This is a genomic window from Ramlibacter ginsenosidimutans (genome assembly GCF_016654015.1).
GTDB lineage: Bacteria > Pseudomonadota > Gammaproteobacteria > Burkholderiales > Burkholderiaceae_C > Ramlibacter > Ramlibacter ginsenosidimutans.
In genome coordinates this window covers 281,253-297,827 of record NZ_JAEPWM010000002.1, presented here as the reverse complement: position 1 = coordinate 297,827, position 16,575 = coordinate 281,253, and the positions used below count along the sequence as shown (strand labels likewise).

Annotated in this window: 16 protein-coding genes; 7 read left to right on the top strand and 9 right to left on the bottom strand. The window is 68.7% G+C overall.

The features are described from left to right. The 9 genes from JJB11_RS07320 to JJB11_RS07280 all read right to left on the bottom strand — a co-directional run bounded on the left by JJB11_RS07320 (position 1) and on the right by JJB11_RS07280 (position 9,505). Positions 1–744 (bottom strand): ABC transporter ATP-binding protein, encoded by a 744-nt coding sequence (locus JJB11_RS07320; protein WP_201167806.1) that lies wholly within the window; start codon positions 742–744, stop codon positions 1–3. Then, the gene (locus JJB11_RS07315; protein ID WP_201964682.1) at positions 741–1,766 is read right to left on the bottom strand and encodes an ABC transporter permease subunit; all 1,026 of its coding nucleotides are present in this window, start codon (positions 1,764–1,766) and stop codon (positions 741–743) included. Before JJB11_RS07315 ends, JJB11_RS07320 begins: the two co-directional genes overlap by 4 nt. Positions 1,767–1,776: 10 nt before the next feature. Further along, entirely contained in the window at positions 1,777–2,661 is an 885-nt protein-coding gene (locus JJB11_RS07310; RefSeq protein WP_201167804.1) for an ABC transporter permease subunit, read from the bottom strand. 12 nt (positions 2,662–2,673) lie between these two features. Next, positions 2,674–3,933 (bottom strand): ABC transporter substrate-binding protein, encoded by a 1,260-nt coding sequence (locus JJB11_RS07305; RefSeq protein ID WP_201167803.1) that lies wholly within the window; start codon positions 3,931–3,933, stop codon positions 2,674–2,676. Continuing rightward, on the bottom strand, positions 3,902–5,152 hold the full coding sequence (locus JJB11_RS07300; protein WP_201167801.1) for an FAD binding domain-containing protein: 1,251 nt from the start codon (positions 5,150–5,152) through the stop codon (positions 3,902–3,904). Before JJB11_RS07300 ends, JJB11_RS07305 begins: the two co-directional genes overlap by 32 nt. Before the next feature lie 2 nt (positions 5,153–5,154). Beyond that, the gene (locus JJB11_RS07295) at positions 5,155–5,601 is read right to left on the bottom strand and encodes a VOC family protein (protein WP_201964681.1); all 447 of its coding nucleotides are present in this window, start codon (positions 5,599–5,601) and stop codon (positions 5,155–5,157) included. Positions 5,602–5,685: 84 nt separating this feature from the next. Continuing rightward, a complete protein-coding gene (locus tag JJB11_RS07290) occupies positions 5,686–8,121 on the bottom strand; it encodes a xanthine dehydrogenase family protein molybdopterin-binding subunit (protein ID WP_201964680.1) in 2,436 nt (811 codons plus the stop codon). Continuing rightward, positions 8,118–8,618 (bottom strand): (2Fe-2S)-binding protein, encoded by a 501-nt coding sequence (locus JJB11_RS07285; protein ID WP_201167797.1) that lies wholly within the window; start codon positions 8,616–8,618, stop codon positions 8,118–8,120. Before JJB11_RS07285 ends, JJB11_RS07290 begins: the two co-directional genes overlap by 4 nt. An 11-nt stretch (positions 8,619–8,629) precedes the next feature. Then, complete coding sequence (locus tag JJB11_RS07280; RefSeq protein WP_201167795.1) at positions 8,630–9,505, bottom strand: FAD binding domain-containing protein; 876 nt, start codon at positions 9,503–9,505, stop codon at positions 8,630–8,632. Positions 9,506–9,598: 93 nt separating this feature from the next. Here JJB11_RS07280 and JJB11_RS07275 point away from each other — a divergent pair, with 93 nt between their 5' ends. From JJB11_RS07275 to JJB11_RS07245, 7 genes are all read left to right on the top strand, one after another. Continuing rightward, positions 9,599–10,321, top strand: coding sequence for a TetR/AcrR family transcriptional regulator (locus JJB11_RS07275; protein WP_201167793.1), 723 nt, complete (start codon positions 9,599–9,601; stop codon positions 10,319–10,321). A gap of 53 nt (positions 10,322–10,374) precedes the next feature. Further along, entirely contained in the window at positions 10,375–11,061 is a 687-nt protein-coding gene (locus JJB11_RS07270) for a TetR family transcriptional regulator (RefSeq protein ID WP_201167790.1), read from the top strand. 148 nt (positions 11,062–11,209) lie between these two features. Continuing rightward, entirely contained in the window at positions 11,210–13,108 is a 1,899-nt protein-coding gene (locus tag JJB11_RS07265; RefSeq protein ID WP_201167781.1) for a TRAP transporter large permease, read from the top strand. Positions 13,109–13,133: 25 nt separating this feature from the next. Beyond that, a complete protein-coding gene (locus JJB11_RS07260; protein ID WP_201167777.1) occupies positions 13,134–14,156 on the top strand; it encodes a TRAP transporter substrate-binding protein in 1,023 nt (340 codons plus the stop codon). A gap of 20 nt (positions 14,157–14,176) precedes the next feature. After that, entirely contained in the window at positions 14,177–15,235 is a 1,059-nt protein-coding gene (locus tag JJB11_RS07255; RefSeq protein ID WP_201167774.1) for a Gfo/Idh/MocA family protein, read from the top strand. Between the two features lie 9 nt (positions 15,236–15,244). Next, a complete protein-coding gene (gene aroQ / locus JJB11_RS07250) occupies positions 15,245–15,718 on the top strand; it encodes a type II 3-dehydroquinate dehydratase (RefSeq protein ID WP_201167771.1) in 474 nt (157 codons plus the stop codon). A gap of 23 nt (positions 15,719–15,741) precedes the next feature. Further along, entirely contained in the window at positions 15,742–16,575 is an 834-nt protein-coding gene (locus JJB11_RS07245; protein WP_201169057.1) for a shikimate dehydrogenase family protein, read from the top strand.

Genomic DNA, 16,575 nt, shown 5'->3' with positions numbered 1-16,575 from the left:
TCAGCCCTGCCCGAGGTAGACGCGGCGCACTTCGTCGTTGCCGCGGATGTCCTGCGGCGAGCCCTCGGCAAGCACCTCGCCATGGTGCAGCACGATCAGGCGCCGGCAGATGCCCATCACCAGCTTCATCTTGTGCTCGACCAGGATCACCGTGCGCTCGGCGGCCAGGCGTGCGATCAGGTCCATCATCGCGCTCGTTTCCTCGGGGGACATGCCGGCCGTGGGCTCGTCGAGCAGCAGCAACTGCGGGTCGCAGGCGAGCGCCATCGCGATCTCCAGCGCGCGCTGCTGGCCGTGCGCGAGGTCGGCCGCCGTGCGCTGGCCGACGCCGGCGAGGCCCACGCGCTCCAGCAGCACCTGCGCCTGTTGCGCGACGTCCGCCAGCGCGCTGCGGGGCCGCAGGAAGTCGAAGCGCGCGTGCCGCATCTGCACCGCCACGCGGACGTTCTCGTGCGCGCTCAACTGCTTGAACACGTTGGTGATCTGGAAGCTCTTCGCGATGCCGAGCCGCGCATACGCATGCTGCGGCAAGGCCGTCACGTCCTCGCCGCGGAACAGCACCTGGCCGGTGGTGGGCGCGAGCGAGCCGGAGAGCACGTTGAAGAAGGTGCTCTTGCCGGCGCCGTTGGGGCCGATGATGGCGCACAGCTCGCGCTCGCGGAACTGCGCGTCCACCTTGCTCAGCGCCTGGAAGCGGCCGAAGCGCATGCCGATGCCGCGCGCCTCGAGGATCACTTCGCTCATGGGGCGACCTCCCGCGCCGGCGCGGGTGCGGCCGCTTCGCCCACGTCGCGCGCCGCGGGCGGCTCCGGCTCGCGGGTGCGCCGGCGGATCTCGTGCAGCAGCGTGCCCCAGACGCCGCGCGGGAAGAACAGCACGAACAGCATGAAGATCACGCCCACCACCAGCATCCAGTGCGAGGTGAGGTTGGTGACCACGTCCTCGAGGTAGAGGAACAGCGCGGCGCCGACGAAGGGTCCGAAGAAGGTGCCCATGCCTCCCAGCAGGCACATCATCACCGCCTGGCCCGAGGTGAGGTAGTGCAGCGAGTCGATCGGCACGATGGACAGGTGCATGGCGCGCAGCGCACCGGCCAGCCCGCAGATCGCCGCGGACAGCACGAACACCAGCAGCTTGGAGCGCGCCACGTCGTAGCCGCAGGCGGCCGCACGCTTGTCGTTCTCGCGGATGGCCTCCATCACCGCGCCGAACGGCGACGCGAGGATGCGCGAAACCAGCCACAGGGCCACCGCGACGAACAGGAAGAGCACGTAGTACTTGGTCGTGGGGTTGGTGAAGTCCAGCCGGAAGCCCGCGAACTCCCAGGGATCCACGCGCACGCCGCGCAGCCCGTTCTCGCCGCCGGTCCAGTGCTCTGCCTTGTAGAAGGCGTAGTAGACGATCTGGGCCAGCGCCAGGGTGACCATCGAGAAGTAGATTCCGCGCGTGCGGATCGCGAGGAAGCCGATCACGGCGCCCAGCAGCGCAGAAGCCGCCACGCCCACCAGCACCGCCACCGGCCAGGGCAGGCCGGCGTGCACGATCGCGATACCGGTCGCGTAGCTGCCGGTCCCCAGGAAGGCCGCGTGGCCGAACGACAGCAGCCCGGTGTAGCCGAACAGCAGGTTGAAGCCGACGGCGTAGAGGCCGAACACGAGGATGTTGACCGCGAGCGCCTCGTAGGGCATCAGCAGCGGGAACACCAGCAGGAACAGCAGGACCGCCGCGACCCGGTGCCGCGCGATCGTGCGGATCAGCGAATGCACGGGCCGGCCCTCAGGACATGAGGCCGGCCTTGCCGAACAGCCCTTGCGGCCGCACCAGCAGGACCAGCGCCATCAACACGAAGATGGACAGCTCCGCCAGGTCGGGCGCGAGCAGCGAAGTGAGGCTGAAGACGATGCCCACGAGCAGTCCGGCGACCACGGCGCCCGGTAGCGAGCCCATGCCGCCCACCACCGTCACCACGAAGGACTCCGCCAGCACCGTGATGCCCATCTCGGCATTCACGGCGCGCGTCGGCGCGGCCAGCACGCCCGACAGCCCGGCGATCGCCGTGCCGATGCCGAACACCATCCACCACACGCGCGAGACGTCGATCCCCAGCACGCGCACGATCTCGGGATCGCGCGAGCCGGCCCGGATGATCAGGCCGTAGCGCGTCTTCTCTATGAACAGCCACAGCGCCGCCACCACCACGGCGGTCGCGAGGATCAGCACCAGCCGATACAGCGGGAAATGGCCGAAACCCAGGTCGACCGCGCCGCGCAGCGCCGTCGGCGTGCTCGAAGGCATGCCCTCGATGCCGAAGATCATGCGGATGCCTTCGATCAGCACGTAGCTGAGGCCGAAGGTGAGCAGCAGCGGGTAGTCGATGCCGCGCCCGTACAGCGGCCGCACCAGGAAACGTTCGCACAGCAGGCCGATGCTGCCCACGGCCAGCGGCGTGATCAACAGGCTCAGGAAGAAGCTGCCGGTGAGGGCCTGGAAGTACACGCCCAGGAAGGCGCCCACCATGAAGAAGGCGCCGTGGGCGAAGTTCACCACCGTGAGCATGCCGAAGATCAGCGACAGCCCCACCGCCAGCAGCGCGTACACGGCCCCGAGCGCCACGCCCGTGACCAGTTGCAGCGCGATCAGCGACGGGGTGACCTGGTCCACGGTGCCGAGTGGTCAGGCTTTGAAGCCGAGTTCGGTGCAGCTTCGCAGGTTGGCTTCGCTCGGCGCTTCGATGTGCGCGATGTTGAACACGTCGTCCTTGCCTTTCATGTCCTTCTCGGCCTTGGACTCCACGACGATCACCGACTGCACCGACTGGTGGTCGCACTTGCGGTAGAACTGCGGGCCCTTGTACCAGTCGTAGCGCAGCCGGCTCATGGCCTCGGCCACCTTGTCCGACTCCGTGGACCTGGCATCGAGCACGCCTTGCAGCACGCTGCGCACGCCCGCGTAGCCGAGCGCACCGTAGTCCGAGGGCACCGCGCCGCCGTAGGCCTTGCGGAACTTGTCGTTGAACGCCTTGGCGCTGGGAATGTTGTTCTCCATGCCCCAGTAGTACGAGGTGCCGCCGACCACGCCCTCGAACACGTCGGCGCCGCCCACCTGCCGTGCCGTGAACACCAGCACCGGCGTGATGATGCGCGTCGTCGACTTCAGCCCGAAGTCGGTGGCCTGCTTGCACGAGTTCACCAGGTCGCGGCCGAAGTTGCACAGCACCAGGATGTCGGGCTTGAGCTGCTGGATGCGCGGCAGGAAGGCGGAGTAGTCGGCCGCGCCGAGCGGATGGCGGATGTCCGCCAGCGTGGTGGCGCCGAACTCCTTGCCGGCGCGCTCGAAACCGCGGACCATCTCGTGGCCGTAGGCGTAGTCCGCCGTGAGGTACACGATCTTCTTGCCGAACTTCGGGAAGCAGTAGCGTGCGACCGCGCCCGCCGTGAGGTGCGGGTTGAGCGCCTCGTGGAAGGTCCACGGGCTCCAGTCCTTGGCCTCGTTGATCGCGTCGGACTGGCTGATGGAGTTGAAGATCACGTGCCGCTCGCGCGTCACGGCATTCATGGACAGCTGCGTCGCGGCCGACAGCGAGCCGACCATGAAGTCGACCTTGTCCTTCTCGATCAGCTCCAGCGTGCGCGTGGCCGCCTCGCCGGGATTGAGCTTGTCGTCGCGCACCAGCAGTTCGGCCTTGCGGCCGTTGAAGCCGCCGGCGGCATTGAAGTCGGCCACCGCGATTTCGGCGGCGCGCACCTGGTCGCGCGCTTCCGGCGCGTACGGCCCGGTCTGCGGCACGAGGAAGCCGATCTTGATGTTCGCCGGTTGCGCGCGGACGATGTTCACCGCGAACGGCGACGACGCGAGCGCCGCACCCGCCGCACCGGCCTGGAGCAGGCGGCGCCGGGACAGCTCAGGCGATGGGGAGGGTTGCTGGTCGCTCATGGGGAGTCTCCTCGAAGTGGTCTTGCTCGGGATCGGTCGCGGTCTCGGCCATCACGGCCAGCGCATCGCGCGCCTGCGCGGTGTTGCCGTCCTGGCCGCAGGCCTGCATGTAGGCGCCCAGCCGCCGGCCGCGTTGCACGACGGCCTGGCTGGCTGCGACCCGTTCGGCCGCATACGCCTGCAGCGCCTGCGGCGTCGGGCCGTGCAGGCGCAGCGCGCTTTCGAGCACCAGCGCATCCTGCATGGCCTTGGTCACGCCCATGCCCACATGCGGGCGCGCCACGAAGGCGGCATCGCCCAGCAGCGCCACGCGGCCGCGCGCGACCTGCTGGGAGACCAGGTCGTGGATCGGCTGCAGGAAAGGCAGCCCGCATTTCTCGATCACCTCCGCGAAGGCGGGAGCCAGCAGCCGGCGGCCGTCTTCGCGCATCGCCGCGATCGCCCGCCAGGACACCTTGGGGGCCGGAATGCCTTGCGCGTAGTGCACGCCGTCGGCATCGGTGAGCAGTTCGGCCAGGCGGTCCGGCGCCGGCGCGGCGCGGTACCAGACGAAGTTCCAGGAGCGTTCGCCCGGGCGCGTGCCGTTGCCGGGACCCGCGACCGGATAGCCCAGCATCTGCTCGCCGGGCGGCAGGCAGAAGCCGAAGCGTTCGAAGATCGCCTGCTGCGTGCCGCGGGACAGCACCGCTTCGTCGGTGAGCCCGCGCCAGGCGACGTAGCCGGCGTATTCGGGCTGCACCTCGGGCCAGTACTGCTGGCGGATCGCCGAGCGGATGCCGTCGGCGGCGACGAGCAGTTCGCCCTCGAACGGGCCCGCGCTGGTCTGCACGCGAACGCGGTCGCTCTCTTCCTCGACCGACTGCACCGCGACACCCTGGCGGTAGTGCACCTGCGGCAGTTGCGCCAACTGGCCGTGCAGCAACTGGTACAGGCGCGACCAGGACGTCAGCACCTGCGGCATGCGCAGCACGCCGAGTTCGCGCCCGGCGCTGTCCAGGGTCACGCGGTCCACCACCGGGATGCCCAGCGCGAAATCCTGCGGCATGCCGCAGCGGCGCAGGCCGCGCTCGAGCACCGGGTGGGTGATGATGCCGGCGCCGCGCCCCATCATCGGGCCGGCGACGCGTTCCAGCACCGTGACGGCGTGGCCCGCGCGTGCCAGCAGGTTCGCGGCCATCAGCCCGCCGAGCGAGCCGCCCGCGACCAGCACATGGGCCATGCTCAGGACCTGGTTGCGGCCTCTTCCGCCGCCGGGTAGTTCAGTTCGATGACGACGCCGTTGGGGTCGTCGAGGAAGACCTGGTGCAGGCCCAGGTCGGGGACGGTGCGCTCGCGCGCGGCCACGCCCAGGCTGCGCAGGTGCGCCCGCATGGCCGCCAGCCCGGTGGCGAAGAAGGCGACGTGGTCCACCGCGCCGCTGCCATGCAGGCTGGAGACGTCGCGGTCACCGAGGTACCTCTTCAGACCCTCGGGGTCGTTGCGATCCATCCCGATGATGTGCACGACGGCATTGGTGTAGCTGTCGTGGTCGCCGCGATACATCCACAAGCCCGGGAAGGGAAAGTTGGGACGCGGGCCGACCGTGAGCCCCAGCACGCGTTCGTAGAACCGCTGCGTGGCGTCGAGGTCCATCGTGCGGATCGAGAAGTGGTTGAGGGAGAGGGTCACTTTATTGATCAACGGGTAAACAAGGCGGATTGTTGGAGCGGGGGTGTCCCCCTGCATCGGGACCAACCCGTAGGCTGGTGCAGATCACGCCGGAACGCCGAGCGCGCGCAGGATCTTTTCCGGCGTCGCCGGCTGCGACCACACCTGCGCACCGAGCGGCGCGAGGGCGTCGTTGATGGCGTTCATCACCGCGGCCGGCGCGCCCGCGGTGCCTGCTTCGCCGGCGCCTTTCGCACCGAGCTGGCTGCTGCGCGTGGGCGTCTGCACGTGCGCGACGTGGATGTCCGGCATCTCGGCGCTCATCGGCAGCAGGTAATCCGCCAGCGTCGCATTGAGCATCAGCCCGTGCTCGTCGTACAGGCACTCCTCCAGCAGCGCTCCGCCGATGCCCTGCACGATGGCGCCGCGGATCTGCTCATCCACGAGCTTGGGATTCACCACGCGCCCGCAGTCCTCCACCGCCCAGTGCTTCAGCAACCGCACGAAGCCCGTGTCCACGTCCACCTCCACGTACGAGGCCTGCACGCCGTTGGTGAAGATGAAGGGGTAGTCCCGCTGCGCGTAGTGGCGCGTCACCATCAGTTCGGGCGTGAAGTCGCGCGGCAGCGTGTCGGAGCGGTAGTAGGCCACGCGACCCAGCTCGGCGAAGGGCAGCAGCATCTCGCCGCTCCCGGCGTCCACCACATGCCCGCGGCGCACCGCCAGGCCGGCGACGTCGCGCTTGAGCATCGCGGCCGCGAGCTTGAGGATGTTCGCGCGCAGCGCCTGGCCGGCCAGCAGCACCGCCTCGCCGCCGATGCCGGCGCCGCGCGACGCCCAGGTGCCGCCGCCGTAAGGCGTGACCTCGGTGTCGCCCGTCACCACGCGGACGCGCTCGAGGTCCACGCCGACGGCGTCGGCCGCGATCTGCCGGAAGATGCCGTCGTTGCCCTGGCCTTGTTCGCCCACGCTCGCCATCAGGGTGATGCCGCCCGCGGGATCCAGCCGGATCGTGGCGCCGTCCTGCGACGCGATGCGGGCGCCGCCCACGCCGTAGAACGCGGCGCTCGGGTTGGTCAGTTCGATCAGGGTCGCGAAGCCGATGCCGCGGTAGATGCCGCGCTCGCGCAGCGCCGCCTGCTCGGCTCGCAGCACCGGGTAATCCATCATCACCTCGATCTTGCGCAGGCAGGCCTCGTGCGAGAGCTGCTCGAAGGCGATGCCGCTCACGCCCTTGGTGGGGTAGGCATCGTCGGGAATGACGTTGCGGCGGCGGAACTCCAGCGGGTCGATGCGCAGCTTGCGCGCGGCGAGGTCCACCAGGCCCTCCGTGACGGCGCAGGCGATGGGGTGGCCGACGCCACGGTACTGGCAGGTCGGCGTCTTGTTCTGGAACACGACCTTCAGGTCCGCGCGGTATGCCTGGTGCCGGTACGGGCCGCCCACCAGGTTCACCACCTGGTTGCCTTCGATGGCGCTGGTGCGCGGGAACATCGAATAGGGTCCCACGCCCGTGAGGTCATCCAGCTCGAAGGCAAGGATCTCGCCCGTGCGGCTGGCGGCGAGCCGCGCGTGCACGCGGTGGTGGCGCGCATGGATGTCGCTGGTAAACGACTCGAGGCGGTCCGCGACGAACTTGACCGGCCGCCGGCACAGCATGGACAGCGCCACGGTGGCAAAGTCGTCGGGATAGGCGTGCACCTTGATGCCGAAGGAGCCGCCGACGTCCTTGCAGACGACGCGCACCGCCGACTCCGGCAGCTCGAACTGGCGCGCGTACAGGTCCTGCATCATGTGCGGCGCCTGGCAGGAGTGGTAGACCGTCAGGCGCTGCTCCGCGGCGTTCCAGTCGGCGAGCTGGCTGCGCGGCTCCAGCGTCACGCCGGTGTGCCGGCCGAACTCGAAGTCGCACTCCACCACCGCGTCGGCGCGCGCGAAGGCTTCGTCCACGCCGCCCACCTCGAGGTGGCGCGTGAAGCAGAGGTTGTCGCCGAGCTCCGGATGGATCACCGGTGTGGCCGGGTCCAGCGCCGTCTGCATGTCGAGCGCGGCGGGCAGCATCTCGTAGTCCACCTCGATGCGTTGCAGCGCATCCTCGGCCTGCGCACGCGTCTCGGCGACGACCGCCACCACGGGCTCGCCTTGCCAGCAGGCCCGGGCTATGGCCAGCGGGTACTGCGGCGCGGATTTCATGCCCACCATGTGCGCCAGCGTGGCCACCCAGGGTTTGCACACCGTGGCTATGTCGCGGCCGTCGGCGACCAGCACCACGCCGGGCATGCGGCGCGCCTCCTCGGCACGGATGCCCAGGATGCGGCAATGGGCGACCGGGCTGCGCCAGAAGACGGCGTGCGCCATGCGGGGTAGCTCGATGTCGTCGACGTATACGCCCTGGCCTTGGACGAGCCGGCGCGCGCTCGGCCGCTCGCTGCTGCTGCCGATGTAGCGCGCGTCTTCGGTGACCGGGCGCAGCGTCTCGGCCTGCTCCGGCCGTTCCACGACTTCGCTGCCGGCGTGCACGTGCATCTCGAGGCTGCTCATGCCGAAGCTCCCGTGCGCGGCCGCCCGGCGCGCTGGTCCAGTGTCTCGCACACCGCATCGACGATGGCGTGGTATCCGGTGCAGCGGCAGTAGTTCCCGCTCATCCACTCGCGCACCTCGGCGCGCGTTGCATCGGGCTTCTGTTCCAGCAGCTCCTTGGCCGCCATGACCATGCCCGGCGTGCAGAAGCCGCATTGCAGCGCGTTGTGCCGCACGAAGGCGGCCTGCAGGTCGGCGACGTCGCCGTCCGCGCTCACGCCCTCGATCGTGCGGACGCTGCGGCCATCGGCCTGCACCGCCAGCGTCAGGCAACCGCGCACGATGTGGCCGTCGACCTCCACCGTGCAGGCGCCGCAGACGCCGTGCTCGCAGCCGAGGTGCGAACCCTTGAGGCCCAGCGGGCCGCGCAGGAAGTCGACGAGATGCTGGCGCGGTTCGACGGCGCGGCGTTGCGCCTGGCCGTTGACGGTGACTTCGATGGTGTGCAGTTCGGGCATGGAGGTCGGGTTCAGGCGGCGAGCGCGACGCGGCTGGCGTGCGCGGCGGTGAGCAGGCGGCGCGCGAGGACGGCGGCGAGGTGCCGCTTCGTCTCGACGGCGTGGTACAGGTCGGACAGCGGATCCAGCTCGGCCTTCAGGGTGGCGATCGCGATCTCGATGTTGCCCGCGGTGAGTTCCTTGCCCGAGAGCAGCGCCTCGGTGCGCGGCACGCGCAAGGCCGTGGGGCCGACCGAAAGGAACCCGAGGCGGACCCGGCGCGCCACGGTCCCGTCGAACTGCGCCGCCACCGCGAGCCCCGCGGCTGCGTAGTCGCCGCGCCGGCGTGCCAGCTCGTCGAAGCCGAACCAGTCGCCCGCCGCCGCCACGGGCACCTCCGCGCCTAGCAGCAACTCGTCGGGCTCCATGGCGGTGGTGAGGATGGAGCGGAAGAAATTGCGCGCGGGCACGCTGCGGCGCCCGCGCGGGCCTTGCAGCACCACCGTGCCTTCGAGCGTGACCAGGCACGCCGGCCATTCCGCCGCAGGGTCCGCGTAGGCGAGCGAGCCGCCCCAGGTGCCCACGTTGCGGATGGCGCGGTGGGCGATGTGGGGTGCGGCCGCCGCGAGCAGGGGCGCATGCTCGGCCACCAGGGGTGACGATTCGATCTCGCCATGCGTCGCGAGGGCGCCGATCCAGAGCTGCTCGCCGCGCCGCTCGATGCCGCGCAGTGCCGCGATGCCGCCGATGTCCACCAGCATCTGCGGCTCCGACAGGCGCAGGTTCAGCGTGGCGAGCAGCGTCTGGCCGCCGGCGAGCAGGCGCGCGCCCTCGCCGTGCTGCTGCAGCTGCGCGATCGCCTCTTCGATGGAGCGGACGCGCACGTAGTCGAAGCGCGGGGCCTTCATGGGGTGGGCTCTTCCTGGTTGGGGCGCGCTCCGGGGTGGGAAGCCGCGCCGCTTCGGGTTAGCATATTGACCAGATGTTCAACAATCATAGGAATGGCCGAACGATCGGACCATGGGCCTGGGCCCCGGACAAACCCTAGCGGCGTCGGCAGTGCGCGCGCTGCGACGGTCGCGAAGTCCGTGCAGGCGGAGCCGGCGCCGCGCCGGCGCATGAGCGTCGCCGAGCGCGAACGGCACATCGTCGACGGCGCCATCACCTTCTTTTCCGAGCACGGGCTCGACGCGCAGATGCGCGAACTGGCCAGCGCCATCGGCGTGACCCACACGCTGGTCTATCACTACTTCCCCACCAAGCAGGCGCTGGTCGACCGCGTGTACCAGGAGGTGTTCGCGGGCCGCTGGAAGAAGGAGTGGGAACAGCTGCTGGACCGCCGCGACCTCGGCGTCGAGGACAAGCTGGTGCGCTTCTACATCGCCTACTCGCGCGCGGTGCTGACGCGCGACTTCGTGCGCATCATGGTGTTCTCGGGCCTGAGCGACCGCAGCATCCCGGACCGCTACTTCGCGTTGCTGGCCGAGCGCCTGTTCCCGCGCCTGCTCCGAGAGACCCGCCGCCACCGCGGCAGCCGCGCGCGCGGCGCGCCGAGCGTGCGCGAATATGAGCTGCTGATGGGCCTGCACGGAGGCATCTTCTATGGCGGCGTGCGCTGGTTCGTGTACGGCCAGCCTATCCACCCGCAGCAGCCGCCGCTGGACGACGCGACCGTGATCACGGACCGCGTGCGCAGCTACCTGGACGCCAGCCTCTCGCTGTAGCACGCGCGCCGCCGCGATTGCGCGCGAGCCTCGTGCGCTCCTATACTGCCGAAATGAACGAACTAGTACATGCGAAGCGTGCTACCGGCCGGTCGGCGAAACCGGCCGTCAAGGAGCCGACCCGCACCAACGACCCGGAGCGCACGAAGGCCGACATCCTCGAGGTGGCGGCGGTGGAGTTCGGCGAAAAGGGGCTGGCCGGTGCGCGCATCGACGAGATCGCCGCGCTCACGCAGACCAGCAAGCGGATGATCTATTACTACTTCGGCAGCAAGGAGGGTCTGTACCTCGCCGTGCTGGAAGAGTCGTACAAGCGCGTGCGCGACATCGAGGCCGAACTGCACCTGCAGGACCTCGAGCCCGAGCAGGCCCTGCGCCGGCTGGTGGCCTTCACTTTCGACCACCACCTCTCCCACGAGAACTACATCCGGCTGGTGATGTCCGAGAACATCCACCGCGGGCAGTACATCAAGCAGTCGAAGAACATCCAGGCGCTCAACGTCCCGGCGATCGCGGCCATCCGGCACCTGTACCAGCGCGGCCTGAAGGCCGGCGTGTTCCGCCCCGGCCTGGATCCGGTGGACATCCATGCGTCCATCTCGGCGCTGAGCTTCTTCAACGTGTCCAACCGCCATACCTTCGGCGTGATCTTCAAGCTCGACACGCGCTCACCCGCCTACATCGCGCACCGCCGCGACAACGTGGTCGAGATGGTCGTGCGCTTCATGCGCGCGGACTGAGCACCACCTCTTCCTGCGGGACGCGTTCGCCAGCGCGCGAGGTCATCCGTCCGTATTAGGGTCATTACGGATAACGATGAATTAACCGGATGGTACATTTTGCGCTCGTTCCGCGGACCTGTCCCCGCACCCGCAACGGAGCCAGAACATGAACCATGCCATCGCGAGCCCCGAGGGCGATTCCATTGCAGTGGCGGCAGCCAATACGGTCGCCCTGCCGCATCGCCCCTTCTCGCCGCGCATCGAGCATGTGTTCGACGTGCTGCTCGCGCTGGTGCTGTTTCTCGAACTGCTGCTGCTGTTCGGAAACACGGCCCTGCGCGGCATGTTCAACACGTCGGTGGTGTGGGCCAATGAAGTGGCCGAGTATTCGCTGACGAGCCTCGCGTTCATCGGCGGCGCGATCGCGTACCACCGCGGCCTGCACCTGGTGGTGCGCATCGGCATCGACCAGTTGCCCAGGCGCTGGCAGGACTACGCCGAATGTGCGCGGCACTATTTCGTGATCGCCGTGGCCATTGTCGCCCTGTGCTACGCCTACCCCATGTGGCACGATTCCTGGAACGTCCTGACGGTGGTGCTGCAGATCCCGAAGTCGTGGACCTTGCTGCCCTTCTTCATCGGCATGGGCCTGACGGTGGTCTTCGCGCTGGCGGAGCTGCGCCGGCACACGCTGCAGGAAAACATCGTCGCCGGCATGGCGGTGGGCGTGCTGGCGCTGGCCTGGTTCCTGGCCCAGTATTTCACCGGCCCCTGGACCGGCAGCCCGGCCATCCTCATCGCGCTGCTGCTGCTGCTGTTCCTGGTGTTTGCCGGCGTGCCGATCGCGTACGTGCTCTCGGTCACTGCCTACATCTGCATCTACAGCTCGGGCGAGGACCCGATGGCCGTGTCGCTGGCCATGTCCAACGGCATCAGCAGCTTCATCCTGCTGGCCGTCCCCTTCTTCATCCTGGCCGGCAACGTCATGACCGACGGCGGCCTCACCAAGCCGCTGGCCGACTGGGTGACCGCGATGGTCGGCCGCATGCGCGGCGGACTGCTGCAGGCGCTGGTGGTGGCGATGTACATCTTCTCCGGCATCTCGGGCTCCAAGATCGCCGACGTTGCCGCGGTCGGCACCACGCTCAAGGGCATGCTCAAGGAGCAGGGCTACGACCCGGCGGAAAGCGCCGCCGTCCTGTCGGCCGCCGGCATCATGGGCGAGACGATCCCGCCCAGCCTCGTGATGATGGTGCTGGCTTCGATCACCACGCTGTCCGTCGCCACCTTCTTCGTCGCCGGCGTCGTCCCCGCCGCGGTGCTGGGCGTGTGCCTCATGATCATCATCCACCGGCGCGCAAAGAAGCACGATTGGCCGCGCTGTGCACCGATCTCCTGGCCCGAGCGCCTGCGCCTCTCCGGCCGCGCGCTGCCCGCCCTGGCGGTCCCGGTCATCCTGATCATCGGCATCGTCGGCGGCATCGCGACCACGACCGAGGTGTCCTCGATCGCCGTGGTGTTCTCCATCCTGGTCTCGGTCTTCATCTACCGCGGCATGAACATGCGCAAGTTCATCCGGACCCTGGCGACCTCGGCCGCGATGGCCGGGATGGTGCTGTTCATGGTCAGCGCGGGCAGCGCCTTCTCCTGGACGCTCGCGATCACGGGCCTGCAGACTGTCGTGTCGGACTTCCTGGCGCTGCTCGGCGGCTCGACCTTTGCCTTCATGGTCTTCTCGGTCGTGCTGATGGTGATCATGGGCTCCATCCTGGAAGGCCTGCCTTCGCTGCTGATCTTCGGGCCCATGCTGCTGCAGCTGACGAGGAACTACGGCATCGACCCCATGGCCTACGGCATCGTGATCATCATCTCGATGGGCATCGGCACCTTCATCCCGCCCTTCGGCGTCTGCTACTTCGTGACCTGCTCCGTGATGGACACCACCGTCGAACGGGTGACGCCCCGCTTCCTGCCCTACCTGGCCATGCTGCTGATCGGCCTGGTGTTCATCGCGTTGTTCCCGGCCATCAGCCTGGCCCTGCCCCACGCCTTCAACCTTCACTGACCCGTAGCCCCAAGGAGACTCACGCATGAAAACCACGCCCACCCTGCTGTCCGCCGTTGCCCTGGCGGCCGCCCTGTCCTGCGCGCCGGCCCTGGCCCAGAACAAGTTCGTCCTGAAACTGGCGCACTCCGACTCGGCGGACATGACCACCTCGCGCAAGGCGGTGATGTCCGACGTGTTCGCCAAGGAAGTCAAGGCGAGGAGCGGCGGCCGCATCGACGTGCAGGTGTTCGGCGCGGGCGCGCTGGGCGGTGAGAAGGACCTGGTGGAAGGTGTCAAGAACGGCGTGATCCAGGCCGGCCTCGCCTCCGGCGTGATGGCCAATTTCTTCCCGAGCGCGATGGTCACCGACCTGCCCTACCTGTTTCCCAACGATGAGGTCGCGGACAAGGTGATGGACGGCCCCTTCGGCCAGAAGCTGTCGGCAGACTTCCAGGCCGCCACCGGCATGCACAACCTGTGCTTCGGCGAAGTGGGCTTCCGCCACTTCAGCACGGGCAAGACCCCGGTCCACTCGCCCAAGGACCTGAAGGGCCTGAAGATCCGCGTGCAGGAGACGCCCCTGTACGTGACCGAGATGAAGGCCCTGGGCGCGCAGCCGACGCCCATCGCGTTCCCTGAAACGTACACGGCGCTGCAGACCGGCGTGGTCGACGGCCAGGAGAACCCGCTGCCGACGTTCATCTTCGCCAAGTTCTACGAAGTGCAGAAGAACGTGACACTGGACGGCCACAACTACGGCATCGACTGGTTCGTGCTGAGCGACAAGTTCTACAAGTCGCTGCCGGCCGACCTGCAGAAGGTGGTCACCGATTCGGCGCGCGTGGCGTGCAGCGCCGAGCGCAAGGCCAACCGCACGTTCACGGCGAACGGCACCAAGATCCTGGCCGAGAAGGGTGTGACCGTCTATACGCCGACCGCCGCCGAAATGGCGGAGTTCCGCGCCGCTGCCCAGCCGCCGGTGGTCGAGTTCCTGAAGACCAAGGTCGACCCCAAGCTGATCGACAGCATCCAGGCTGCCGTCAAGCAGGCCGAAGGCAGCAAATAAGGCACGGGCCGGGGCACGGGATGACGGCGACCGTTCGATGGGGCGTACTGGGCGCGGCAGCGATCGCGACCGGACGCACCATGCCGGCAATGCGCGAAGCGCCCAGCGCCACCCTCGTGGCGCTGGCGTCGCGCGATCCGGCCAAGGGTCGCCGCGTCGCGCAGGAGTTCGCGATCCCGCGCGTCCACGCCACGTACGAAGCGCTGCTGGCGGACCCCGAGGTGGACGCCGTCTACGTGCCGCTGCCGAACCAGCTGCATTTCGAATGGTCGCTGCGCGCCTTGCAGGCCGGCAAGCACGTGCTCTGCGAAAAGCCGCTGTGCATCAGCTCGGAGCAGGTCCAGCGCCTCTGTGCCGCGCGTGACCGCAGCGGCAGGCACATCGAGGAAGCCTTCGCCTTCCGCAACCATCCGCAGTGGGCGAAGCTCGCCGGGATCATTGCAGCGGGAACGATCGGGGACGTGCGCGCCGTGCATGCCACCCTGGCCAAGCAATTCTTTGATCCCGCCGACGTGCGCAACCAGCTCGAAGCCGGCGGCGGCGCGCTTTACGACCTGGGCTCGTACGCGATCAGCGCGTGCAATCTCGTGTTCGGTCGGCCGCCTGCGCGCGTCGTGGCGGCCCTGGAGCGCGATCCCGCCTTCGGGATCGATCGCCTGTCCAGCGCACTGCTCGATTACGGCGACCGGCATGCAGCCTTCACCGTGGGCACCCAAGCCGGCTCCGACGCGTGGGGCACGCACCAGCAGTTCTCCGTGCTGGGCTCGCGCGGCTGGTTGCGCATGAACTTCCCGTTCGCCCACGCGCGCCCGACGGCATGCCAGATCGAAGTCGGCGATGCGGGCAGCGTCGGCGCATTCCCGAGCGCGACCTTTTCCTTCGAGCCGGCGAACCATTACCTGCTGCAGGTCGAGCGCTTCTCGCGGCGGCTGCTCGGCGACGCCGTGCCGGGCTGGCCCATCGAGGATGCGCTGGACACGATGCGGACCATCGAGGCACTGTTCGCCTCGGCGCGCCAGGGCGCCTGGCAGGACGTCGCATCCTGCACGGCTCTTCCAGCAAGTGCACCTGCCACCTGACAGACCGCCATGAAGAAGATCCTCATCCTCAACGGCCCCAACCTGAACCTGCTCGGCACGCGCGAGCCGGCGCTGTACGGCTCCACCAGCCTCGCGGACGTGGAGGCGATGTGCCGCGCCGCCGCCGAGCGCCTGGGCTACGAGGCCGAGTGCTTCCAGAGCAACTGGGAAGGCGCGCTGATCGACAAGATCCACGAGTACGGTCGCCTTTTCAAGCAGGGCGAGGCCCTCGGCTGCGTGTTCAACCCCGCCGCCTTCACCCACACCTCGGTCGCGCTGCAGGATGCGATCAAGGGCGTGGACGGCCTGCCCGTGATCGAGTGCCACATCTCGAACGTGCACGCGCGCGAGCCGTTCCGCAACCATTCGTGGATCTCCCCGGCGGCAGCCGGCATCGTGATCGGCTTCGGCGTGCAAGGCTACGTCATCGCGATGCAAGGCCTCGTGCGCACCCAGGATCCCGACAACCCCCGACTCACATGAGCGCGCGCATTCCCACACCCATGCTGATCAACGGCCACACCGAATTCATCGCCCACCTGGGCTGGCCCACGCATTCGTTCAAGGCCCCGATGATCTACAACCCCTACTTCGAGTCGGTGGGGATCAACGCGGTGGTCTTGCCCATGGGCTGCAAGCCCGAGGCGTTCACCGGGGTGCTGCGCAGCCTCTTCACGCTGGAGAACATTCGCGGCGCCCTCATCACCATGCCGCACAAGGTGAGCGTGGTGGACCTGCTGGACGAAGTGACGCCCACCGTGAAGGTGGCGGGATCGTGCAACGCGGTGAAGCGCACGGCGGACGGCCGGCTGGTGGGGGACATGTTCGACGGCGAAGGCTTCGTGCGCGGCCTGCTGGGCAAGGGGCTGGCGCTGCGCGGCGCCAGCGCGCTGGTGGTGGGCAGTGGCGGTGTCGGCAGCGCGATCGCCGCCTCGCTCGCCGCCGCGGGCGTCGGCACGCTGGCACTCCATGACGTCCATGCGAGCACGGCCGATGCACTGGCGGCACGGCTGCGGACCCACTATCCCGCGATCGCGGTGCAAACGGGTAGCAGCGATCCGGCGGGCTTCGACCTGGTCGTCAACGCGACACCCCTTGGCATGAACCCGGGCGATCCGCTGCCCGTGGACATCGACCGCCTGGACGGCCGCACCTTCGTCGGCGAGGTCGTGATGAAGAGCGAGAAGACTGCCTTCCTGCGAGCCGCGGAAGCACGTGGCTGCCGTGTGCAGGTCGGCACCGACATGCTGTTCGAGATGATCCCCGCCTATCTCGAATTCTTCGGATGGCCGACGGCCAGCGCGGACACGCTGCGCGCCGTCGCACGGCTGGAGTACTGA